Here is a 22,697-nt window from a genome sequence, read left to right on the forward strand (position 1 = left end):
CGCGGGCGAAGATGTCTTGGTAGGCACGGGCGGGATTGAACCGCCGGCCTCTTCCGTGTCAAGGAAGCGCTCTCCCACTGAGCTACGTGCCTGAGATTCGATAACAGATTGTTTTGGCTATCAATCGACACTTTGAGTGTCAAGCTTCGGAACGCGTTGCGCCTGCTTCCGGTGTTCGCATCGGTCTCCTTCCTGATGCCGGCCGTCGTCGGTGGCGCCAATCCTCCCGCGCGGGAAACCTTTAGTGTCACCTACACCATCGAGGTCGACGGCGCGAAGCCCGCTCGCGCTCGGGTGCGGTGGGCACTCGCCGGCATCGACGAGATCGAGCGGATCCGCTTGCGATTCGACCCCGAACGTTTCGAGGCATTCACCGGCAGCGGGGTCCTCAAGGAGCAGCGCGGCGAGATCCGCTGGTTTCCCTCCGGACCGTACGCCGAGCTCGAGTACGTCGCCCACGTCGACCATCGTCGGGCCCCGGATAAAGGATACGACAGCTACGCCGGTGACGGCTGGATCCTGTCCCGCACGACCGCCTTCTTCCCCAGGAGCGGGGCCTTGTTCCGACACGAGGTCGAGCCGTCCCCTGAATCGCGAGCGCGACTCGTGTTCAGACTTCCGCGCGGCTGGGAGTCGGTCACCGTCTTTCCCAGCGATGCTCCCGACTCGTACCTGGTCGAGACGCCGCATCGGCGCTTCGACCATCCACGTGGCTGGCTCCTACTGGGCCGCACGAATCGCGTCGATACCACCATCGACAATACGGCACTGACGATCGCTCGCGCTCCCGGCGTGACGCACAAGGTCGATCGCACGATGCAGCTCCTGAGCAAAGCGCTGCCCCCCATGCTCGCCATCTTTCAGCGCCCCCTGCCCCGCCTCCTGGTCGTGCTCGGCCCGGATCCGATGTGGCGCGGCGGCTTGAGCGGCGAGGAGTCGTTCTACATGCACGGCGACCGGCCGTTGCGCTCCCGCGACCACACGAGCCCATACTTGCACGAGCTCTTTCACGTCGCTGCGCCCTTTCGACCGGCACCGGACGCCCATTGGGTCACCGAAGGTCTTGCCGAGTACTACTCGATCGAGCTGGCGCGGCGTGACGGTTCGCTCCCGGAGAAGACGTATCGTCGCGCGCTCGATCTCTTCGCCGATCACGGCGTCTGGGGGCACGACTTCACCCGCAACGCGTCTCCCGCCCTTCGCAACAACAGCGCACCTCTCGTAATGTGGGCTCTCGACCGCCGCATCCGCACCGCGACCAAGGACGTCCATGGCCTCGACGACGTCGTGACGGCGCTCGCCGCCGACGGCGGCACCGTGTCCACAGGCCGGTTTCTTGGCACCGTGCGGCGGGTCGCCGGTAGGAGCTTTGCGAGCTTCTTCCGCCGCCACGTGTACCGAGGGGAACGTCCGCTCCTGCCCGAGGCGTCCGCCCCATGACGTCCCGCGGCGAGCCGCCCTTGGCGAGCCGCCTGCATATCGGGCGGGTCGACGGGCTGGTATCATACCGCTCGATGCGCATTGCCCCCTGGCGTTCGCTCCGGCTGCGTCTGATCGTCCTCCTGGTGCTCTCGGTCGTGTGCGTCCTGGTCGCAGCGACGGCCTTGGAGATCCGACTGTCGACGCGTCTCGCGGAGCGCAACCTGCAGGAGCGCGCGCTCACCCTGGCGAAGGAGATCGACATCCTCCTCGGTTCGCTTTGGGGCCGCACCGACCTCCGCAATTTCCATCATCGCCTGGCCGAGCTCGCGCGCACGCATCGCAACGTCGCCGACATCGAGATCCTCCTGCCCGTCCGCGATCAGTGGCGTCTGCTCGGCAGCTCCGGTCGCGCGACACCGACCGAGCCCATTGCGCTCGACCGGCTCGCCATGGAACTCGACCAACCCATCTGGCAGCTCCTCCCGGGCAGTTCGCACCTCGGGCTCGCCGTAGCGCCCTTCCATCTCGGCCAGCGGGTCATCGGTGCAATCCGGGTGAAAGCGTCTCTCGCGGAGGTCGAGCGGCTCGCCAACGTACAGGCGCAACGCGCGCTCCTCCTCGCTCTCTTTTCGGTCCTCGCCATCGCAGGCGTCCTCGGCCTCATCCTCACGCGAACCATCGCGCGACCCGTCGGGCTCTTGGTCGACGCCATGAACGCCGCGCGCGCTGGCCGCCTCGACACGCGGGTCCAGTTGCGCGGGAGCGACGAGCTCCAGCAGCTGGGCGATCACTTCAACAGCATGCTCGAGACGATGGCGCGCGCCGATCACGAGAAGCGGGAGCTCGTGGGCCGCCTGAGTCGCTTCAACGACGAGCTCGAAAGCCGTGTCGCCACCGCGACGGCCGATATCGCCGCAAAGAATCTCGAGCTACAACGCAGCAACGAGCAGCTCTGGCACGTCCAGAAGCAGCTCGGACGCGCGGAGCGTCTCGCCGCGCTCGGGCAGGTGACCGCCGCCATTGCGCACGAGCTCGGGACGCCGCTCAATTCAGTGCTGGGCTACACCCAGCTGCTCGCGAAAGAGGTCACGAGCGAGGACGGACGAGAGAAGCTCTCCATCATCGAGTCGCAGGTCCGCGTCATGAGTCAGGCGATCCGGAACGCCCTTGACCAAACACGCACGCCGTCGGTCGAGCGTCGGCCCGTCGCCGTCGCCCCTCTCATCGACGAGACGCTGGCACTCCTGGCGCCGGCCCTCAGCGCCAAAGATATCGCCGTCGAGCGCAAGTTCGACGCAGCGCCAGCAACGATCGCGGCCGATCCGCGCGGTCTACAGCAGATCCTCTTGAATGTCCTCACCAACGCCGTGGACGCGCTCGACCCGGGCGGACACATTCATGTCCACGCCGAACCATTCGCGTCGAACGGCGGTCCGCCTGGAGTACGCCTCCGCATTACGGACGATGGCAAGGGCATCGCGCCGCAGGACCTCCAGCTCGTCTTTCAGCCGTTCTTCACCACCAAGGAGATCGGGCGCGGCACGGGGCTCGGGCTCACGATCACGCAGGATATCGCGCGAGCCCACGGCGGAACGATTCACGTCGACAGTGAGCTCGGTCGCGGCACGACCGTCGACATCACGATCGCGGGCGGAGTCGCCACGTGAACGCGCGGCTGCTGGTCATCGACGACGACGCCGTCACCCGGGAACTCCTGACGGAAGTTCTTCACGACGAAGGCTATTCGGTCGAGGCCTGCGAAAGCGGCAGCGCCGCGCTCGCGCGCGCGACCGAGGAAACGTTCGACCTCGCCATCACCGACGTCCGGATGCCCGAAATGGACGGCATCGCGGTCACGCAGGCGCTCAAGACCCGTCAGCCCGAGCTGCAGGTGATCGTAATGACCGCGTTCGGCTCGGTGGAGACCGCCGTCGAGGCGATCCGACACGGTGCTTTCGACTACGTCAGCAAACCGATGAACCTCGACGAGATCAAGACGACCGTGCGACGGGCCCTGACGTCACGCGACTTGTCGGGAGCGTCCCCCGACGGCGACACGCCCATCGTCGACACGAGCGTGGTCGTGGGGCGCAGCCCGGCGATGGTGGAGGTCTATCGGACGGTCGCGCGCGTGGCGACGTCGCCGAGCACCGTCTTGATCCTGGGCGAGAGCGGCACGGGCAAGGAGCTGATCGCCGCTGCGCTGCATCGCCACAGCGACCGCGCGAACCGGCGATTCGTCGCCGTCGATTGCGGGTCGCTCACGGATTCCCTCCTCGAGTCCGAGCTCTTCGGCTACGTACGCGGCGCCTTCACCGGAGCGGTCGGCGACAAGAAAGGCCTTTTCGAAGAAGCGAACGGTGGAACGATCTTTCTGGACGAGATCGGCGACATCGGCGCCTCGATGCAGGCGAAGCTCCTACGGATCCTGCAGGAGTACGAGATCAAGCGGGTCGGGGGGCAGGAGTGGATCCGGATCGACGTTCGAGTCGTTGCCGCGACCAATCGCAACCTCGCGCAGCTCGTTGCCGAGGGGACGTTCCGCGAGGATCTCTTTTACCGCCTGAAGGTCGTTACCATCATGCTCCCGCCGCTGCGCGATCGACGCGAGGACATTCCTCTCCTCGCCGAGTACTTCGTCCGGCGTCATGCCGCGCGGAGCAACAAGCCGGTGACCCACATCACGCCTGACGCCATGAACCTCCTGACGGAGCACCCGTGGCCCGGCAACATCCGAGAACTCGAGCACTGCATCGAGCGGGCGGTCGCCTTGGCGAGCGGCCAGGTACTCACGATCGAGGATCTCGCTCCGGAGCTTCAGAGCGGTATCGACACGACCCTGTTCCGCGGCGCACCGACCCTCGAGGAGGTCAAACGTCGCTACCTGGCGCACGTCCTCCAAGAGACCGGCGGAAACGTCTCGCGAGCCGCGACGATCCTCGGGGTGGAACGACGGTCGCTCCAGCGCATGCTCCGACGCTACGGACTACGGACGAACTGAGGCTTTCTGCCTCGTTCGGCGCGTCATTCGGTCGCACCATCGCAAGTCCTTGATTTGATTGCGCTAACGTCTCTGGTTCGGCGCCTCCTGCGTCCTTCGAACCCGGGCGCGACCGACAAGCGTGCGCCAACCGCCTGAAATGGCAACCGAACTTTCGTGGCATCGCGGTTGCTGAGAACCTTTTCGACGATGCGCATCCTGGTGATCGACGACGACGCCACCTTCAGCCGGTACCTGGCGGAGGTTCTGACGCACCTCGGCCACGTGGCCGAGTGGGTAACGGATGGCCTGGTGGGGTTCGAGCGCTGCCTCGGCCGCACCTTCGACCTCGTCATCTGCGACGTCCGGATGCCCCTGATCCTTGGCACGGAGCTCGCGTCTGAACTTCGTCGCGATCTGCCCAATTTGCCGGTCGTCCTGATCTCGGCGTTCGCCGACGATCAGCTGACGGCGCAAGCCCACGAACGCGGCGCATGGCTCTTGTCGAAACCGTTCGACGCTGCGGGGTTGGGTGAAGTGCTGGAGCGCGCGGTCACCGCGCCGCGCTTCGCCTCGTAAGGAGACATGATGGTGATGATGATGACGAATGAACCCGCAACGATCCCCCTCGAACGCGAGCGTCGGCTCGTGCTCGCGATTCTCGAAGAAGCCGTTCGAAGCTACCAACGCTATGCCTTCGCAACGAACCGGCGCGGTCGGCGCCTCTTCGGGGAGACGTGCGAATGGTTCGACGCTGGCGACGACCCCTGGATCTTCTCGTTCGAGAACATCTGCCATGCACTCGATCTCGATCCCGATCACATCCGCGAAGGGCTCGAGCGCTGGCGACGCGAGCAAGCCCCGCGACGTCCGCTCGTGGCCGTTCCCGTCGCTCCGGGGTACCGTCTGCGGCGCGCCGCCGGTTGATCGTCTGATCCAGGTCCACCCGTTGGGGTCGCGCAGAATTTGCCGCCGCGGACCCTTTCCGCGTAGAATCCGGCATGCTTGAAGCCAAGCGCGGCGCTCGGACGCGACCCCAACGCAGCATACATCTGTTCCTGTTGGAGGAGGCGCTCGCTACATGGCTTCTTCCGACCATCGGCGCAGCGATGCTCGCGCTCGCGATGCTGCTGGATGCGCTCGGACTGATGGCGGATCCGCCGACCGCGCTCCTCGCGGTTCTCGGCTTGCTCGTTCTCGGGGCGTCGACGGTCCTCGGCCCCCTCCTCGGCGAATCGCACGCGGCCCGGACCTCGTCGGCTCTCCTGATTGCCGCGACCATCGCCTGGATCACGATCTTCACAACGCCGTTCGCGCTCCGGCTCTTCCCCGGAGCGCCCGTCGCGACGGCTTCCCTCGAGTCCGAGCACACCGGAGAGGGCCTCACGCTCGGGAGCGGACGTTTCGACCTCGTGCTCGACGCCCACCTCCCGCCGGCGTTGGATCGTCAGAACCGTCAGCTCTACTATGCCCTCACCCTCACCGATGGCGCAGGCACCTCGCAGCGACTGGCCGGCGAGCTCGGTGACCGTTGGCAAACGCGGCGACTAGGTCGACGCGGGACCGCTCCGGTGCACCTCGAGCATCTCTCCGCGAGCCACCCGATCGACGATCCCGCGGGGGGCTCGCTGCGTATCGACGATGTCACCCTCTCCGGTGTCCCCAACGCCACGCTGTCCGGAGCATTCTACCGACACCGGGTTCCGCGCGGTGTCTGGCTCCTGCTGGGCGGAATCTCCCTCGCGATCGGCGCCTTGGCCTTCGATCTCTGGTCGCATCCGCAACGCACACCGGCCGCCACCCTCGTGACCGCTACCGCAACGGGAGCGATGCTGGTGTTCTGCAACTCGGCCGCGGGCCACCTCGGATTGCGGCAGGTGTTCGGCTCGACCATCATCGGAGGCCTTGGAGGGGTGCCAACCGCCGGCCTCGCAGCGTGGTTGGCCCAACGATCGTCGTGGATCCGCGCACGCACATCCCAGCGCGCAAGCTGACCGTCGTTCCCGCCTCGTCGACGACCGAGGGCCGATCATCGGTCGCTCCCGACGTTCCATCCCCACCCGAGGAAGGCGATGCGTCGCAGCGCCGGTGGGTCGCCTGGCTTGCCGTCGCGGGCGGACTCGCCCTCGTGTTGCTCGTCACGCGTGCCGACTTCGATCAGCTGCTCCGCACCGCGAGCAGCATCGCGCCGACGCTGCTCGCGCTACCGGCCCTTGCGACGCTCGCCAGCTACGTCACGATGGCATGGTCTTACCAAGGGATCGCACGTGCTGCCGGCTATCGGCTACCGTTTTGGGAGATGTGCAACATCACCCTCGTCGCCAATACCGCGAACTACCTGCTCGCGACCGGAGGCCTGTCCGGATTCGCCCTCCGCATGTACCTCTTCGCGCGGCGGGGCATCCCCGCCGGCAGCGCGGTACTCATCTCCCTGGTGCAGACCCTACTCACCAACCTCGTCCTGCTCGTCTTCGTCATGTGGGGCTTCGCGCTCTTGCTCTTCTCCCACGACCTGGTAGGGCGCGATTTGATTGCCGCGAGCGTGTTGCTGTTCGCGTTTGGAATCGTCGTCATCGTGACGTGCGCCGCGCTTCTGCGTCGGCGTTGGCGACGGGCGCTGCTCTTCTCCGGAACGCGAATGCTCGATCACCTGCTTCGTCGCTTCGCGCCACATCGACGACCCCGTCGCGCCAAGCTCATACGCTTCCAGCACAATCTGAATCTTGGCCTCGATTTCTTGTTGCGAAGGCCTCGCGACATGCTGGCGCCGACCGCCTATATAGTTCTGGACTGGGTCTTCACGCTGCTCGTGCTCTACACCTCGTTCGTCGCGATCGGGTCGCCGATCGCCATGAGCCACGTGATCGCCGGTTTCGCGATTGGCATGTTCTTCTCCATCGCGTCACTGATCCCCGGTGGTCTCGGAATCATGGAAGGCTCGATGGCCGCCGTGTTCGTCACGCTCGGCGTACAGTTCGAGCAGGCGGTCGTAGCGATTCTGATCTATCGCGCCGCCTATTACGGGCTGCCGATCCTGATCAGCGTGCTGATGGCCCCGCGCGTCTTGCGCGCCTGACTCGACTCAGCGTGGGCCCATGCGATCGAACTTGCCGTCGCGGGCGTCGGCTTCGATCGCAAGGACCTTCGCGAGCCGCCGCGCGTGCCGCGCGGCATTGGAGAACCGTGCCGTCAGGAACGCCCGGATGCACTCCGCGGCCGCCTCGACCCCGATCACCCGAGCGCCGAGGCAGAGGACATTCAGGTCGTCGTCCTCGACGCCCTGGCGCGCCGAAAAGGTGTCGTGGCAGAGCGCCGCCCGTGCACCGCTGACCTTGTTCGCGGCGACCGAGGCTCCGACACCGCTGCCACAAACCAGGATGCCGCGGTCCGCTCGACCCTCGATCACCGTAGTCGCGACGGCACGCGCGAAATCCGGATAATCGGAAGGCGTCGTATCGTACCCCCCGCAATCGACGATCTGATGTCCGGCGTTCTCCAATTCGAGAACCACGCGCGCCTTCAGGGGAAACCCCGCGTGATCGCACCCGATGGCGACGATCATGCGTCGGCGCCTTCCCGGCCCCTCATGGACGTCCGAACACGCGCGGCGACGTTCTCGGCGGAGAATCCCAGCTTCGCCAGATTCACTTCCCCTGGCGCCGACGCCCCGTAGCGATCAAGCCCGATCGCCGCGCCCGCATCACCGATCCACCGCTCCCACCCAAGCGTGACGCCCGCTTCCACCGATACCCGTACACGCACGGTCGGCGGCAGCACGGAGGCCCGATACGCAGCATCCTCCTCGGCGAAGGCTTCCCAACAGGGCATAGAGACGACCCGCGTCGGGATACCCTCCCCAGCGAGCAGCTGCTGCGCCGCCAGAGCCACGTGCACCTCCGCGCCCGTTCCGATCAGGATCGCGACCGGCGCCGCGCCTCCCGCCGGATCGGCGACGACATAGGCTCCTCGTCTGGCTTGGCGCGCCAGGTTCGCATCGATGACCGGCAGCTTCTGTCGACTCAACACGAGTGCCACGGGACGGTGCCTGGCCGCAATGGCGAACCGCCACGCCTCGACGGTCTCGTTCGGATCGGCGGGACGGAACACCGCCAATCCAGGCATCGCCCGCAAGGACATGAGGTGCTCGACGGGCTGGTGCGTGGGTCCATCTTCGCCGAGCGCGATCGAATCGTGCGTCCACACGAACACTACGGGGAGCTCGTTCAGAGCCGCAAGACGTACCGCCGGCCGCATGTAGTCGGAGAAACAGAAGAACGTCGCCACGAAGTTGCGCACACCTCGGTGGTACGCCATGCCGTTCGCGATCGCCCCCATCGCGTGCTCACGCACCCCGTAGTGGATGTTGCGGCCTGCCCCCGTCGTCCCGTCGAACGAGCCCTCGTCCTTGAGGGCGGTGCTCGTCGACACCGAGAGATCGGCGTCACCCCCGATCAGCTCGGGCATGCGAGCCGCGATGGCGTTCAGTGCTTTCCCCGATGCCTGGCGGGTCGCCTGCGCGTCGTTTGCTCCGAAGACCGGGAGTCCGGCCTCCCATCCGCTGGGAAGCTCGCCGGCCTGTCTTCGCCGCCATTCGGCAGCGAGGTCGGAATGCACGCTCGCGTAGCGTGCGAATCGCTCGTTCCACTCGCCCTCCTGCGTAGCGCCGCGCTCGATCGCCGAACGGAGATGCGTTCCGGCTTCCGACGGAACGTAGAAGAACTTCTCCGGGTCGAACCCGAGGACGCGTTTCGCGGCTGCCACCTCCTGCGCACCAAGGGGGCTGCCATGAGCTTCGGAGGTTCCCTGTTTCTTCGGCGAACCATAGCCGATCGTCGTCTGGACGACGATGATTGACGGTCGCGTCGTATCGGCCTTGGCTTCCGCGATCGCACGATCGATCGCGCCGACATCGGTGTCGCCGTTCGCCACCTTCAACACCTGCCAGCCGTACGCCGCGTAGCGCGCGGCGACGTCCTCCGTCGAGAACGCGAGCGACGTCGGACCGTCGAGTGAAATGTGGTTGCAGTCATAGAGGTACACGAGCTTGCCGAGCTTCAGATGACCCGCAAGCGACGCGGCCTCCGCGGACACGCCCTCCATCAGGTCGCCGTCCGACACGATGACGTACGTGCGATGATCGACGATCGTGTGCCCCGGGCGGTTGAAGCGATGCGCCAACGCGCGCTCCGCCATCGCCATCCCGACGGCATTGGCCGTCCCCTGCCCCAACGGACCGGTCGTCGCCTCCACGCCGGGCGTCAGCAACGCCTCCGGGTGACCAGGGGTCTTGCTCTCCCACTGGCGAAACGCCTGCAGATCCTCCATCGACAGATCGTATCCGGTGAGATGCAGCAAGCAGTAGAGCAACATGCTCCCGTGCCCGGCGGAGAGAACGAACCGATCGCGATCGGCCCACCGCGGGTTACGCGGGTTGTGTCGCAGGTGTCGTTGCCACAACGCGTAAGCCATTGGAGCGGCGCCCATCGGCAGCCCCGGATGCCCCGAGTTCGCTTTCTGCACGCCGTCGATGGCGAGCGTTCGAATGGTGTTGACGGCGAGCTGCGCGATGTCCTCGTCCTTCACGGCGACCCCCCTGCAAGGCAACGCTGCTGGGCTGCAGCCATAGCGCGCGCAATCCGCCAGCTCAATCGCTCGACGCGGACGGCGTTGACGCGTCCGCGCACACTCGACCGCCGCGGCGGCAACGCACCGACATTCATTCACTCGGCGGGGAGCCCTCGCAGCAAGCCGTCCTCGATCCACCGAAGCACGATGCCGCCCGCCGTGGCCGCGACCTGATCGGCATCGACGATCGCGGCGAGGCCGACACACATCGCCCCGAAGTCATCGCCCGCGCGCACGTGATCCAGCGCGCACCACTCGATCCCGTCCATCGGAGCCTGGAACACCCGATCGCCCTGCCGCCAAACACGTAGCGAGAACTCCCCTGATGCCCACTCGGCGCCTGGCGCTTCCTCCCAGATCCGGTGCACTGGCCATGCCGCGTGGAGCACCTCGAGCGCCGGGATCGGAGCGAATCGCGTCGTCGGCCAGCCATCAGCCGGCACGGACCCCAGCGCCGCGAGTTCGAGCAGTTCGGCGTCCGGAGCATCGAACACGGCAAGTCGCGCCCATTCGAGCCGCGCCAGATCCGCGAGGTACGGCGGCTGGCCTTCGACCGGGTACGCCTCGAGAAAGGCGCCAAATCCCGATCCGAACCATCGCAGGGAAGGATGCGTCGACGGATGGGCCGCGACATACCGATGCGCGGCCGCCGCGAATGCCTCCGGCCCGAGCACCGCCGCAACACGGGGATAGTCCTCGGCAAGGGCTTCGCTCAACCGCGCGCAGTACATGCGGGCGTAGATGGCGATACGCGCCGGCGCGTCCAACGCACCATGGGCGCGCACAAGATCCCCAAGCTCCGGTGTCTCCTCCGTGTGCGCCCGAGTGACGCATCGGAACATCCTCTGCTGCAGATCACGCAGTGGCGGCATCGGATCCCAGCGCTTCACACTCGACGGTACGCGCGCGCTCGGCCTCGGCGACCAGTTCGTTCCACGGCGGCACGTCCTCGTCCCACTCGATCAACGTGGACACGCGGCCAAGCCGTCCGATCGTCGCACGGTAGAGCGACCACACGTCCGCACATACCGGAGCGTCGTGCGTGTCGAGCAGATGCGTCCCCTGGTCGCGGTGACCCGCAAGGTGGATCTGGCCCACCCTGTCCGCCGGCACGGCCTCCAGGTACTGGAGCGGATCGAAACCGTGGTTGATCGCGCTCACGTACACGTTGTTGACATCCAATAGAATGCCGCAGTCGCTGCGCCGCGCCACCTCGCCGAGGAATTCCCATTCCGGCATCACCGAGTCGACGTAGGTGAGATAGCTCGACACGTTCTCGATCAGGATTCTGCGCCGGAGCATCGCCTGGACGCGATCGATGCGCTCCACGACGTGGGCCAGGGCTTCCTCGGTGTACGGAAGAGGGAGGAGATCGTGTGCATAGTGTCCGCCCACGCTTCCCCAACACAGGTGGTCCGAGATCCACGCCGGCTCGATCCGGGCTGAGAGCCGCGCCAGATCGTCCAGATACCGGACAGACAACGGATCGACCGACCCGATCGACAGCGAGACGCCGTGCAGCACGACCGGGGCGATCTCTCGTGCCCGCTCCAACGCGCGCAGGGGGCGCCCCCCCTGAATCATGAAGTTCTCCGAGATCGCCTCGAACCAGTCGACCTTCGCCGTGCCCGCGAAGACCTCCGGAAAATGCACGGTCCTGAGACCGACCCCATGGCCGAGATATGGTACTCCCATGCCCATTCTCCGTCCCTTCTGCCGCGCCATCCGTCGAATTTCCATCGGGGCTCGCGCAGCTCATCGCGTCACATACGGGATGCTCGTTCCGCACCAAGGATTCGTTCCGGTACGTTTTGCATTGACATCGCCGTCCCGGCCTGGTTGTCCGGAGTTGAACGCAGACGCATCCCCCAGCGAGGCTCGAGATGGCGGCTCCTGGTCCTCCCATCCACTCGAACGCAGGCGAGGAAGCGACCGCCCTCGTCCATGGAGAGGCGAACGCTCGGATCGCTCGCAGCCGGCGTCGCGCCCGATGGATGACGCTCGCCCAACACGGCGATGCGACGGCATATCGCGCCCTCCTCGATGACCTCGGTCCGCAGTTGACCCGCTTCCTTCGCCGGCGGGTTCGGAATGCCGACGATCTCCCCGACGCCTTTCAAGATACCTTTCTGGCGCTGCATCGAGCCCGGTTCACCTACCAATCCCCCCGTCCGATCGAGCCGTGGCTGTTCGCGATCGCCCGCAACGTCGCGGCCGACTATGGACGACGCTGGCAGCGGCGCCGGCGACACGAGCTCCCGACCGACGCGGCGCCGGAGCCGACGGCGGATGCTCCGTCGCGCGACGTCGGATCCGAGCTCGAGACGGCGTTGCGGACGCTTCCCAATCGCCAGCGCGAAGCGCTGCAGATGCTGAAGCTCCAGGACCTCTCGATTCGCGAAGCCGCAGCGCGGCTCGGCACGACACCGGGGGCGTTGAAGCTGCGCGCACACCGCGCGTACCTCGCTCTACGCGCGGCGTTCCGGAAGTAGCCGCATGCGCACCGGCCTCGGACGCGGAGCATGGCGCGGTCCGAGACCCGCGACTTTCCACGCATCTCGCTCACTTCGCGCCTTGATCTTGCGACAACGGCTACGATATGGTGCCCCCCCGTAGGGCGCTTGGAGTCGTAAAGGAGGCGTGGAGATGGAGCTGCCAAAGTGCCAGAAGTGCAATAACGGATTGCTGATACCGTTGTCCGATTATGGCCAGGAAGGTGCCACCGTCGTCTTCAAAGCGTGGGTCTGCACCAACCCGGAGTGCGGCTTTTCCCTCCGCGTCGACAAGGGCGACGTGACGTACGGGAAGAAGATCGAACACAAGCACTAGTCGCCGGACCGGTCCACTCCGCATTCGGGAAGCGCGAAGCCATGCGCTTCCTTTTTTTTGGCCGCCTCCTCGGCGCTCGGGGACCTCCCCGCAGATCGCTTCCGGCTGCGAACCGCGATCCATCCGCAAGCGGCAGCGTTGCTCCGCGTCTTGTGCTCGCGGCGGCAGGTCGCGAAATTGATCGACCACCCGCCTCCGAACTCAAGGCGGAATGCTTGCGGGGCCATGGCCCTTCCCCTATCGTCCGCGACGTGAACTTCGATCTGACGCCAGAGCAGGAGATGCTGCGGCGAACCGTTCGCGAGTTCGCCGAGCGCGAGATCGCGCCGCGCATGCAAGAGCTCGACGAGCGCGAAGAGTTCTCTCCCGAACTCACCCGCGCCATGGGTGACCTCGGCCTCTTCGGCATGACGGTTTCTCCCGACTACGGTGGACACGGACTCGATTATCTTTCCTACATCATCGCGGTCGAGGAGATCGCGCGCGTGAACGGTTCGCAAGCAGCGACGGTCGCTGCCGAGAATTCGCTCGGCATCGGACCCCTCTACTACTTCGGGACCGAAGAGCAGAAGCGCCGCTACCTCCCCGACCTGTGTGCGGGAAGAACGCTCTGGGGCTTCGGGCTGACGGAGCCCTCGGCCGGCTCCGACGCCGGCGGCAGCAAGACGACGGCGCGACTCGAGGGTGACCGCTGGATCATCAACGGCAGCAAGATATTCATTACCAACGCCGGCTCGCCGATGACGGCCGGCTCCACGGTGCAATGCGTAACAGGCACGCGGCCCGACGGCAGCAAGGAAGTCACCTGCATCATCGTCGAGCAGGACACCCCGGGGTTCACGACCCGGACGATGCACAAGAAGATGGTGTGGCGAGCCTCCAACACGGCCGAGCTCTACTTCGACAACGTGAGCGTGCCGCGCGAGAACCTGCTCGGCACGCGAGGCCAGGGTTTTCGCCAGATGCTCGAAACCTTGGACTCGGGTCGTCTGTCGATCGCGGCGATGGGGCTCGGGGGCGCGCAGGGCGCGTTCGAGGCCGCGATCACCTACGCACGTGAGCGACGGCAGTTTGGAAAGCCCATCAGCCAGTTCCAGGCCAACGCCTTCAAGCTCGCGGACATGGCGATGGAGATCGAAACGGCGCGCAATCTTCTCTACAAGGCTTGCTGGCTGCGTGACCAAAGTCGCCCCTTCCGCAAGGAAGCCGCGATGGCGAAGCTCTGGGCATCCGAGGTGATGCGGCGGGTAACCCATGCCTCCGTCCAGATCTTCGGCGGCTATGGCCTCATGGAGGAATACCCCGTCGCACGATTCTATCGTGACCAGCGCCTGCTCGAGATCGGGGAAGGCACGTCGGAGGTGCAGCGACTCGTGATCTCGCGCATCCTCGGGTGCTACGAATGACGCCTACCTGATCAAGCGCTGCACGGCCTTGAACTCGGGCGCCTCGGCGGTGCGAACGAGTTCGAGAAGCCCGCTCTCGACCGTCGCCGGCACCATGCCCGCCTGCAACATCTTCTGCCACCCGATCTCGTAGTCCTCGCGCCGGCGTGCCGACGTCGCGTCGTGCGCGACGTGCACCTGATACCCGGCCGCCAGCAGATCGTGGGCGGTTTGACTCACGCATGCATGCGTCTCGACGCCAGCGATGAGCACTTGCCGACGGCCAATCCGCGCGAGTGCCGAGACGAATGCCTCGACCCCGCAACAGCTCATACTCATCTTCTCGATCACCCGCGTGCCCTCCGGAACGTGGCACGCGACCTCGGCCACGGTCGACCCAACGCCCTTCGGATACTGCTCGGTCACCAGCGTGGGCACACCGAGCATGGCCGCACCCTGCACGAGACGCGCCACCGCGACCGCGACGCGTTCGTACTCGTACAAGACGGACCGATAGCCCTCTTGTACGTCGATCACGACGAGAGTCGCGGCGTCACGCGCCAACAAACCCGGATGACGTCCCGACGACATCGACACGATCAGTGACGGGTCAAGTTGGCGTCATCGCCGTCGAGGCCGAGCAGCGTACCCAGCGCCGCGCACGCCTCATGGAGCGGTCCATCGATCGTATCGCTCACGAGCTGTTCCACGGCTGCGAGATCGTCGGGGCCCGGAGGCTCGGATTCGTGGTGCATACCATGAAGCGCCCACGCCACCGTGCTCAACCGATTGCGGACCTCGGACAAAAGCCCGAGCGCCTTTTCGGGCGACATCTCCGGGGAGTCTTTGCTCTTGTCTGCCATGGGATCCTCCTCGCGTGTGGGTGCAGCCCGACCGATCCATGCACTCTACGCGGAGCGAAGCAGGCCGGCAATTGCGCTCACGGCATCGGCATCGACCAGGTCTCGCCGATGCCACGGATGACCACCCGATCGCCCTGGGGCCCGGCGGCAGTGAGCAGTCGGCGCATGGCGTCTCCGAGTGGCTCTTTCCCGAGCCGGAACGTGTCCCAATGGATCGGGATCAGATACCGCGCCCCGCTCTCCTCGAACATCCGCCAGACCTGCTCCGGATCGGCGTGATTGCTGATCCATGGATCGTAGGCGCCGTTCCCCAGAATCGCGACCGTCACGCCGCGCGCTCGCCCGACCGTTCCGACCTTGTCGGTGTATGCAGTATCGCTCGCGAAGAGCACCCGCGTCGCGCCATATCCGAAAACGTAACCGTTGTAGCCGCGCCAGCGCTCCCACGGCCAACGCTTGCCCCAGTGGTCCACCTCGATCGCCTCGATCTCGACGCCGCCTGCCCCCACCCGCTCGCCCCAGTCGAGCTCGACGACCCGCGGGAACCCAAGCGTCTCCACGAGGTCCCTACTCCGTGCCGGAACCACCAAAAGCGGCGCCTTCGTGAGCCGGCGCAGCGACGGCAGATCGAGGCTGTCGAGGTGGGCATGGCTCACGACGACGGCGTCGATTGGCGGAAGCTCCTCGGGCGTGAGCGCCGCTCGGACGACGCGCTTCGGGCCGAGCGTCAGCGGGCCGACGCTCACCCCGATCCTATCGAAGAATGCGGGGTCGGTGAGGATCCGCGTCCCGCCCAGCTCCACGAGCACCGAGGCATGCCCGACGTATGCGATCGTCAGATCGTCCGCATTCCAACTCCGGGGTGTCGGATGGTTCGGGGCCGGTGCGGTTGGCTGGAGCACCATGCCGCACGCGAACGCGAACCCCCCCACCACGGCAATCACCGCCGACACCGCCGCCCATCGGAGCCACCGCCTCCGAACGATCCGCGGCGACGCGAGACCCCTCACGCCCGAGAGGCGAGCCGACTACGGATTCGAGACGCGCGTCACCGACTCGATCACGATCGGCGTCTCGGGAACGTTTTGGTGCGGCGGCCGCGCGGTGGTCTTCACAGCCTCGATCTTCTTCACGACGTCCATACCGGCAGTGACCTTGCCGAAGACCGCGTATCCGAACCCGGCGGGCGATTCGTCGCGGTGGTTCAGCTGCGCGTTGTCCGCCACGTTGATGAAGAACTGCGACGTGGCGCTGTCGACGATACCCGTCCGCGCCATCGCGATCGTCCCGATGGCATTCTTGAGCCCGTTGCCGGCCTCGTTCTTGATCGGAGCCTTGGTCGCCTTCTGCTGCATGTTCGGCGTGAAGCCGCCGCCTTGGATCATGAAGCCGGGAATCACACGGTGGAAGATCGTGCCATCGTAGAACTTGGCATCCACATAGTCGAGGAAGTTCTTGACGCTGATCGGCGCTTGGAGCTGATCGAGCTCGATCGTGATCTCACCGACCGAGGTTTTCATCAGCACCGAGGGATTCTTGCCCGGGGACGGCTTCGCCGTCGGATCGGCGGCTTGCACCGTCGCTACCGACAGAAAAAGGATCGAAACGAGCGCAAGCGTCGAAGTCAGTGCCATGGACAGCCTCCTCATCCGCAAAGTGGCGATCGCGCCCGTATCCCATGCGACCTACTGGGGGTCAAGCTGACTCCACAACCGGCTCCTCGACGACGCGGGCAGTTGGCGGCTGACGCCCGGCTCAGACATGGGCCTCCACGCCGTCCTCGACGACCTCGACCTCACCTTCGACCGCGAAGCCCATCTCCTCGATCAGCCGACGTGTCGGAAGCACCCCGAGCCCGGGCGTCGTCAGGTAGCCCTCGATGAAAACGGAGTTCGCCGGGTAGAGCGCCAGCCCCTGCCAACTCCCGAGGTTGCGCTCGCGACCTCCGGCGGCACGGATGTCGCTCGCCGGATTGGTGAACCGCATCAGCGCGAGCGCTCGGAGCGCGCGGGTCGCGGCGACCGGACCGGCGTCCGCCAGCGGCGTGCCGTCGATCGATAGCAGGAAGTTGAGCGGCAGCGAATCGACCCGGAGCTCGCGCAACGCGAATGCGAGGTCCACTACGTCCTCGTCGCGCTCGCCCATGCCGACGATGCCGCCGCAGCACACCGCGAGGCCGGCATGCTTCACCGCGCGAACCGTACGCACACGGTCCTCGTAGGTGTGCGTCGTGCAGACCTCGGGGTGGAAGCGGGCGCTCGTGTTGAGATTGTGGTTGACCCAGCCGACGCCGGCTGCTTTGAGCTCGCGCGCTTGGTCTTCGTCCAGGAGCCCGAGCGACACACAGATCTCGAGATCCGGGTGTTCGGCGCGAATCGCTCGGGTCGCCGTGGTCAACTGACCGATGTCACGCGCGCTTGGACCCCGCCCGCTGGTCACCATGCAATAGCGCCGGGCGCCGCGTTCCGCCGCCGCCCGGGCGCCGGCTACGAGGTCCTCGGTCGGGAGCAGCCGGTACGTATCGATCGTGGCCGTCGAGACCGCCGACTGCGAGCAGTAGTGGCAGTCCTCCGGACAGAGACCGCTGCGCGCGTTCCGCAGCATGCAGAGCTTCACCCGGCGACCCCAATGATGCTCGCGCACGCGGAACGCGGACCACAAGAGCTCCCTGAGGTCCTCGTCGGGCGCGCGTAGGACCGCGAGCGCTTCCTCCCACGTCGGAGCCTCGCCGGCGAGCGCCCGCTCGGCGTACACGCCCCAGCGGCTCACGACCAGCCCCGCTGCTCCGCATAGAAGAACGGACCGCCGAGATACATTGCGAACCCGAGCGCGTAGACGAACGCGAGATCGCTCTCCTCCCTGGAAGCCACAATGCCGCGTCCGAGCAACTCGCGGGATTTCTGGTACATGGAGCGCACGCAACGATCGACGATCTCGTCGGCTTCGGCTACGCGAGTGCCGCGCGGCGCCACAAGCGCAGGAAGCTCGCTCCACGGCGCGCCCTTCTTTCCGCCACCGTAGTCGTAGAAGCCGCCCCCCGACTTGACGCCGAACCGTCCCCGATCGCGCAGCTCCGTGACGAGCGGCGGCATCGGCGGGGGCGCCGTGCGCGCGATCACATCGAACATGCCGGCCGCAACGTCGACACCGGCTTGGTCTGCGACCTCGAAGGGTCCGAGCGGAAAGACTCGCTCGCGCATGACCTCGTCGATTCGTTCGATCGGCGTCCCCTCGCGAAACAATGTCTCGGCTTCACGAAAATACTCGGCGAGAGCCGCGTTCACGAGGAAGCCGGGTGAGCCGTCCTGAAGCATCACCGGCACCTTGCCGATCTTGCGGACGAAGCCATGGAGCGCCGCTAGCACGTCCGGCGATGTAGACGGTGTGCGCACGACCTCGACGAGAGCACGCTGCGGATGCTCTGCGGGGCTGAAGAAATGCAGGTTCACGAAGCTCACCGGATTGCCGCCGCCGGCCTGAAAGAACTCCGCGAGGAACCCGGGACCCATTGAGCTACTGTTGGAACTCACGATCGTGTCAGGGCGTACGACCTTCGCGAGCGCTCGGTAGAAAGCTGCCTTGGCTTCCGGATCTTCCTTGCGCGCTTCGATCACGAGATCACAGTCGGCGAGAGCCGAGAGATCGGTCGCGACGGTCACCGAGGCGACCTCGGCATCGGCCGCCGCCGCGTCGATCCTGCCGCGCTTCAAGAGCGGCTCGTACTTCTGCCGCATCCTCCTGGGAGCGTTCGCCGCCAGCTCGGGAACCGGCACGTGCCCCACGACCTCGAAGCCCGCACGACGCGCCAGAAAGGCAATCGCGTTCCCCATGTAGCCGTCAAAGCCGTCGATCCCGACGCGACGGATCGGCCGAGCTGCCACCTTCGCGAGTTCCGCCGGAAGCTTCGTCACGCGCTGCTGGGTAAAGAAGAACCGCATGCCGGCCTTGCCTTCGGCGCTGGTCGCGACCTCGAGGAAGCGGTCGCGCTCGAGCTTGATGCCCTCACGCAGAGGCTTCGGAACTCCTTGCGTCACCACCTCGAGCGCGACGAACGGGGCGCGCGGGTGCTGTCGTCCTTGCGTCGCTTTCAGGATCGTGGGCAGGACCATCGGCGCGATCTGCGCCGCGTTTGAAAGATCCACGGCAGGCCGTACGAGAGAGCCCAGGCGTTCGCGCGCGAAGCGCGCTGCGAACGCCTGAGGATCCTCCCCCTCGGGAACGACGGCATCGATCATGTGAATCGCCAGCGCCTGCTCCGCGCGCAAGCTCTTCCCCTGCAGGATGACCGACAGTGCCGCATCGCCTGCGACCGGATCGGCGGCGTTCACGAGGCCCGCGCGCCGGGGCAGCCGCTGGGTACCCCCGAGACCGGGAAAGATGTTGAGCCCCATCTCGGGAAGGCCGACCGACGATCGCTTGGTCGCGACGATGGCGCGACACGCGAGCGCGAGCTCATAGATGCCCCCGAGCGCGACACCGTCCACGACCGCGACCCAGGGGACGGGACCCTCCTCGATTCGACACAACACCGCGTCGCCGCGATCGATGAGTGTCGCGAGATCCGCCGGACTGCCCTGCATGAGTTCCCCGATGTTCGCGCCAGCGCCGAGACCGTACCGGTTACCGGTCAGGACGACCGCGGCGAGCGGCGCGGCCGCGTGATGTACCCGAATCGCCGCCTCGACCCCGTCCAATTCCTCGATCGCCGCGCGTGACAAGGTGTTCATCCCGCCCTGGTCGAACGAGACGACGGCGAGGTCGCCTTCATACCGTGTCGTGAACGTTTTCATGGGCGCCCTTACTTCCGCCCTCCGGACGCCTTGTCAACCCTTCTCCGCGCACCAAGTTCACCAGCAATAATTGCGTCCGACCTGGCATCCTGGGAGATAAGCCGACGATGGCCGCACCGCCGACGCCGCCCCACCGACGGATGCGCCGTGTGCTGCTGACGGCGTTCGCGGTCATGACCCTCGCGGGTGGGCTCGTGTGGGTGGCTCCCTCGGTGCTCACACCCGTCGTGGCGGCGCGCCTCTCGTCAGCGATCGGCGCTGACGTCCGGATTGGGTGGATAACCTGGAACCCGCTCGCGGGTCGCCTCGGCCTGCACCGCATCGCCCTCGCGCCGAACGCCGGGGAGCCGCCGATCGCGACCGCTCAGGCCATCCAGGTGGACGTCGGCCTTCGGCGATGGCTCGGGGGCGAGCGTCGCCTCGACGCGCTCGTCCTGCGACGTCCCTGGATCGCCCTTCACCGCACAGCCACGGGGGACCTTAACGTTGCCCGGATTTCGCCGATCCCCACCCTCTCCGCAGCGGGAGAGCCCCCGGAATCCGCGGCGGCGGACACGGGACCGCCCACCCCTTTCCGCATCGGGCTCTTCCGCATCCTGAGCGGCAGCATCGAGTTCCGCGATGAAACGACGACGCCCGCCCTCGAAACCTCCCTGCACCTCGACGACGCGAGCGCGCGCGATCTCGTCCTCGCGGGCGACGGAAGCGCCGGGCTCGCCTTCCACGTCGAAAGCCGCCTCGAGAACGAGCCGTTGACCCTCGACGTGACCTACGAAAGCACAGACGACGCCTCGAGCCTGGTCATGAAGCTGGTGGCCGTCGATGCATCGCTGGCCCGCGCGCTGCTCTACCTCCCACTCGGATGGCAGCGAACATCCGGCACGATGGATGCCACCCTGAGCTACGAGCGCCGTACGGAGCGCGGCGTCCTCCGAACCCACATTCTGCGGGCCGATCTCGCCCTCCACGACTTGGCGCTCACCGAGCCGTGGGCCGATGAGCCCATGTTGCAGGCCAAGCGCGTGCGTGTACCGACCCTCACCGTCGATCTCGTCAAGCAACGGACCGATCTCGGCGCGGTCCAGCTCGACGCGTATCGGGCGCTCGTGCTGCGCGACGCCGAGCGACTACACGTGCCGCTCGCGACGGGCGCGCCCGACGTCGCCAGCGATTCGACGTGGGAGACGACGCTCGACCGCGTCGCGCTCGGCAAGGGCGTCGCGATCCTGCGCAACGTCTTCGCGTCGCCGGAAGTCACCGTACCCGTATCGGCCGGATCCATCCGCCTTCCCCAGAACGACGTGGTGTTCAGCTTCGCCGGGACGCTCGCCGGTAGCGGGATCACGCTCGACGGTCGCACGCACGGCGACGCGACGACGCTCGCATTCGGATTCGATGGGCTCGATCTCGCGGCGGCCGCCCTGCTCGTGAACGCCCCGGTCGGATTCACGAAGGGGCGCCTCGGCGGCACCATCGGAGTCGCGCTGTCTCCCGCCGGTGCGACGCTGCGCGGCACCTTCACGGCAACGGAGGCAAGCACCGCCCCAATCGGTCCCCATCCCGAGGAGATCTTCGCATGGCAACGGCTCGACGTAACAATGGCGGAAAGCACCCTCGATCCTCCTCTCGTCCATCTCGAGCGCGCCGACATAGTGTGGCCATACGTCATGGTGCACCGCCGGTCGGACGGCATCTTCCCCTTCGACACGCCGTCGGCGGCGCCCCGCCCACTGACGTCGCCGGGAACGAGCGCCGCACCGCCATGGCTCCGTGTTGACCACCTCGGCATCGAAGGTGGTCGTATCGAGTTCTACGACACCACCCTGCCGCGAGCGTACGGCATCGACTTGACCGATCTTTCGGCCTCGGCGGACGGCATGGCACTGTCGCCACTGGCTGCCGACCGATTCACGCTGAAGGGAGCGCTCGACGAGCTCTCGCCGGTCACGGTCACGGGTCGCATCGAACCCTCCGGAACCACGCTCGACATCGCGATCGACCGGCTGCTGCTTGCCCCGCTCAACCCGTATCTCGTCCCCGCCCTCGGCTACGAAGTGAACGCCGGGCTCGCCCGCGTTTCCTCGGACGTCCGCATCACCGGCAGCAGGATCGCCGCGGACACCGACCTGACCTTGTCTCGGTTCTCCATGCGTGCGTCCGGGACCGATACGGTCGGCGGTCGGATCGGAACGCCCTTGTCCGTGGCCCTCGCGCTCATGAAGGACACCCGCGGAGATATCCATCTCGCGCTGCCGATAGAGGGGGATCTGTCGTCGAGCGAGTACCGCGTCGGCAGCCTGCTGCGCGAGGCTCTCGGCACTGCGCTGCTCGGAACGCTGCGGGCGCCTCTGGGATTCCTGCGCGGTCTCTTCCGGAAGGACGAGGGCGAGCGGTTCGATCTCAGGCCCGTCCCCTTCCCCGCCGGGAGCGCGACGCTTGGCGCGGAAGGCGAGGCCCGCCTGGCCGTACTGGCACGCCTGCTCGCCCGCCAGACGGTATTACGCGCGGTTCTCATCCCGGCGCCGACTCGCGCCGATTTCGATGTGGTCACGGCGGCCGGTGTCTCCCATCCGATCGACGCACTGGCCGCGCTCGCACGCGAGCGTGGCGCCCTCGTCGTCGACCGCCTCGCGCGTGAGCACGGTCTGGACCCGCGACGCGTCACGATCGAGCCATGGACCGCTGCCGAGCCGGACATCGAGGGCGAGCCCGGCGTAGACATACAGCTGCGAGCGGACTAGCCCGCTCGCAGCCTTGCTCGGCCGTTCCCCATACCTACCAACCCAATGAAGACGGCGACCAT

General features: G+C 66.6%; 21 protein-coding genes and 1 tRNA gene. 11 read left to right on the forward strand and 11 right to left on the reverse strand.

What is annotated here, in order from left to right:
- Window positions 1-17 precede the first annotated feature (17 nt).
- Window positions 18-92, reverse strand: a tRNA-Val gene (locus IT293_21680).
- A gap of 64 nt (window positions 93-156) precedes the next feature.
- On the opposite strand from IT293_21680, the gene IT293_21685 reads away from it, so the two are divergent.
- From IT293_21685 to IT293_21715, 7 genes are all read left to right on the forward strand, one after another.
- Window positions 157-1,440 carry a hypothetical protein gene (locus tag IT293_21685; GenBank protein MCC6767270.1) on the forward strand — a complete coding sequence of 428 codons (1,284 nt, stop codon included), beginning with the start codon at window positions 157-159 and terminating at the stop codon, window positions 1,438-1,440.
- A gap of 74 nt (window positions 1,441-1,514) precedes the next feature.
- On the forward strand, window positions 1,515-3,089 hold the full coding sequence (locus IT293_21690; protein MCC6767271.1) for a HAMP domain-containing protein: 1,575 nt from the start codon (window positions 1,515-1,517) through the stop codon (window positions 3,087-3,089).
- Window positions 3,086-4,423 (forward strand): sigma-54-dependent Fis family transcriptional regulator, encoded by a 1,338-nt coding sequence (locus IT293_21695; protein MCC6767272.1) that lies wholly within the window; start codon window positions 3,086-3,088, stop codon window positions 4,421-4,423. Before IT293_21690 ends, IT293_21695 begins: the two co-directional genes overlap by 4 nt.
- Before the next feature lie 189 nt (window positions 4,424-4,612).
- A complete protein-coding gene (locus IT293_21700) occupies window positions 4,613-4,981 on the forward strand; it encodes a response regulator (protein ID MCC6767273.1) in 369 nt (122 codons plus the stop codon).
- A gap of 21 nt (window positions 4,982-5,002) precedes the next feature.
- A complete protein-coding gene (locus tag IT293_21705; GenBank protein MCC6767274.1) occupies window positions 5,003-5,329 on the forward strand; it encodes a hypothetical protein in 327 nt (108 codons plus the stop codon).
- A 74-nt stretch (window positions 5,330-5,403) separates the two neighbouring features.
- The gene (locus tag IT293_21710; protein MCC6767275.1) at window positions 5,404-6,396 is read left to right on the forward strand and encodes a hypothetical protein; all 993 of its coding nucleotides are present in this window, start codon (window positions 5,404-5,406) and stop codon (window positions 6,394-6,396) included.
- On the forward strand, window positions 6,360-7,478 hold the full coding sequence (locus tag IT293_21715) for a flippase-like domain-containing protein (GenBank protein ID MCC6767276.1): 1,119 nt from the start codon (window positions 6,360-6,362) through the stop codon (window positions 7,476-7,478). Before IT293_21710 ends, IT293_21715 begins: the two co-directional genes overlap by 37 nt.
- Window positions 7,479-7,484: 6 nt before the next feature.
- On the opposite strand, the gene rpiB is transcribed toward IT293_21715, so the two are convergent.
- The 4 genes from rpiB to IT293_21735 form a co-directional block, all read right to left on the reverse strand.
- On the reverse strand, window positions 7,485-7,964 hold the full coding sequence (gene rpiB, locus IT293_21720) for a ribose 5-phosphate isomerase B (GenBank protein ID MCC6767277.1): 480 nt from the start codon (window positions 7,962-7,964) through the stop codon (window positions 7,485-7,487).
- The gene (gene tkt / locus IT293_21725) at window positions 7,961-9,985 is read right to left on the reverse strand and encodes a transketolase (protein MCC6767278.1); all 2,025 of its coding nucleotides are present in this window, start codon (window positions 9,983-9,985) and stop codon (window positions 7,961-7,963) included. Before tkt ends, rpiB begins: the two co-directional genes overlap by 4 nt.
- A gap of 137 nt (window positions 9,986-10,122) precedes the next feature.
- Complete coding sequence (locus IT293_21730) at window positions 10,123-10,899, reverse strand: putative DNA-binding domain-containing protein (protein ID MCC6767279.1); 777 nt, start codon at window positions 10,897-10,899, stop codon at window positions 10,123-10,125.
- Complete coding sequence (locus tag IT293_21735; protein ID MCC6767280.1) at window positions 10,883-11,728, reverse strand: DUF692 domain-containing protein; 846 nt, start codon at window positions 11,726-11,728, stop codon at window positions 10,883-10,885. Before IT293_21735 ends, IT293_21730 begins: the two co-directional genes overlap by 17 nt.
- A gap of 293 nt (window positions 11,729-12,021) precedes the next feature.
- Between IT293_21735 and IT293_21740 the strand changes: the two genes are divergently transcribed.
- From IT293_21740 to IT293_21750, 3 genes are all read left to right on the forward strand, one after another.
- Window positions 12,022-12,519, forward strand: coding sequence for an RNA polymerase sigma factor (locus tag IT293_21740; protein MCC6767281.1), 498 nt, complete (start codon window positions 12,022-12,024; stop codon window positions 12,517-12,519).
- A 154-nt stretch (window positions 12,520-12,673) separates the two neighbouring features.
- Complete coding sequence (locus IT293_21745; GenBank protein MCC6767282.1) at window positions 12,674-12,856, forward strand: hypothetical protein; 183 nt, start codon at window positions 12,674-12,676, stop codon at window positions 12,854-12,856.
- A 251-nt stretch (window positions 12,857-13,107) separates the two neighbouring features.
- Window positions 13,108-14,262: an acyl-CoA dehydrogenase family protein gene (locus IT293_21750; GenBank protein ID MCC6767283.1), complete on the forward strand. Its 1,155-nt coding sequence runs from the start codon at window positions 13,108-13,110 to the stop codon at window positions 14,260-14,262.
- A gap of 3 nt (window positions 14,263-14,265) precedes the next feature.
- Here IT293_21750 and IT293_21755 read toward each other — a convergent pair whose 3' ends face one another.
- The 6 genes from IT293_21755 to IT293_21780 all read right to left on the reverse strand — a co-directional run bounded on the left by IT293_21755 (window position 14,266) and on the right by IT293_21780 (window position 19,894).
- A complete protein-coding gene (locus IT293_21755) occupies window positions 14,266-14,778 on the reverse strand; it encodes an isochorismatase family protein (protein ID MCC6767284.1) in 513 nt (170 codons plus the stop codon).
- Between the two features lie 62 nt (window positions 14,779-14,840).
- Entirely contained in the window at window positions 14,841-15,104 is a 264-nt protein-coding gene (locus IT293_21760) for a hypothetical protein (protein MCC6767285.1), read from the reverse strand.
- A gap of 77 nt (window positions 15,105-15,181) precedes the next feature.
- Entirely contained in the window at window positions 15,182-16,057 is an 876-nt protein-coding gene (locus IT293_21765; protein MCC6767286.1) for an MBL fold metallo-hydrolase, read from the reverse strand.
- A 75-nt stretch (window positions 16,058-16,132) separates the two neighbouring features.
- Window positions 16,133-16,738, reverse strand: a complete 606-nt coding sequence (locus IT293_21770) for a peptidyl-prolyl cis-trans isomerase (protein MCC6767287.1) — start codon at window positions 16,736-16,738, stop codon at window positions 16,133-16,135.
- A gap of 121 nt (window positions 16,739-16,859) precedes the next feature.
- Window positions 16,860-17,879 carry a biotin synthase BioB gene (bioB, locus tag IT293_21775; GenBank protein ID MCC6767288.1) on the reverse strand — a complete coding sequence of 340 codons (1,020 nt, stop codon included), beginning with the start codon at window positions 17,877-17,879 and terminating at the stop codon, window positions 16,860-16,862.
- Entirely contained in the window at window positions 17,870-19,894 is a 2,025-nt protein-coding gene (locus IT293_21780; GenBank protein MCC6767289.1) for an enoyl-CoA hydratase/isomerase family protein, read from the reverse strand. Before IT293_21780 ends, bioB begins: the two co-directional genes overlap by 10 nt.
- 107 nt (window positions 19,895-20,001) lie before the next feature.
- On the opposite strand from IT293_21780, the gene IT293_21785 reads away from it, so the two are divergent.
- A complete protein-coding gene (locus tag IT293_21785; protein MCC6767290.1) occupies window positions 20,002-22,635 on the forward strand; it encodes a DUF748 domain-containing protein in 2,634 nt (877 codons plus the stop codon).
- The last annotated feature ends 62 nt before the right edge of the window (window positions 22,636-22,697 follow it).

The organism is Deltaproteobacteria bacterium, from assembly GCA_020848745.1.
Classification (GTDB): domain Bacteria; phylum Desulfobacterota; class Binatia; order UTPRO1; family UTPRO1; genus UTPRO1.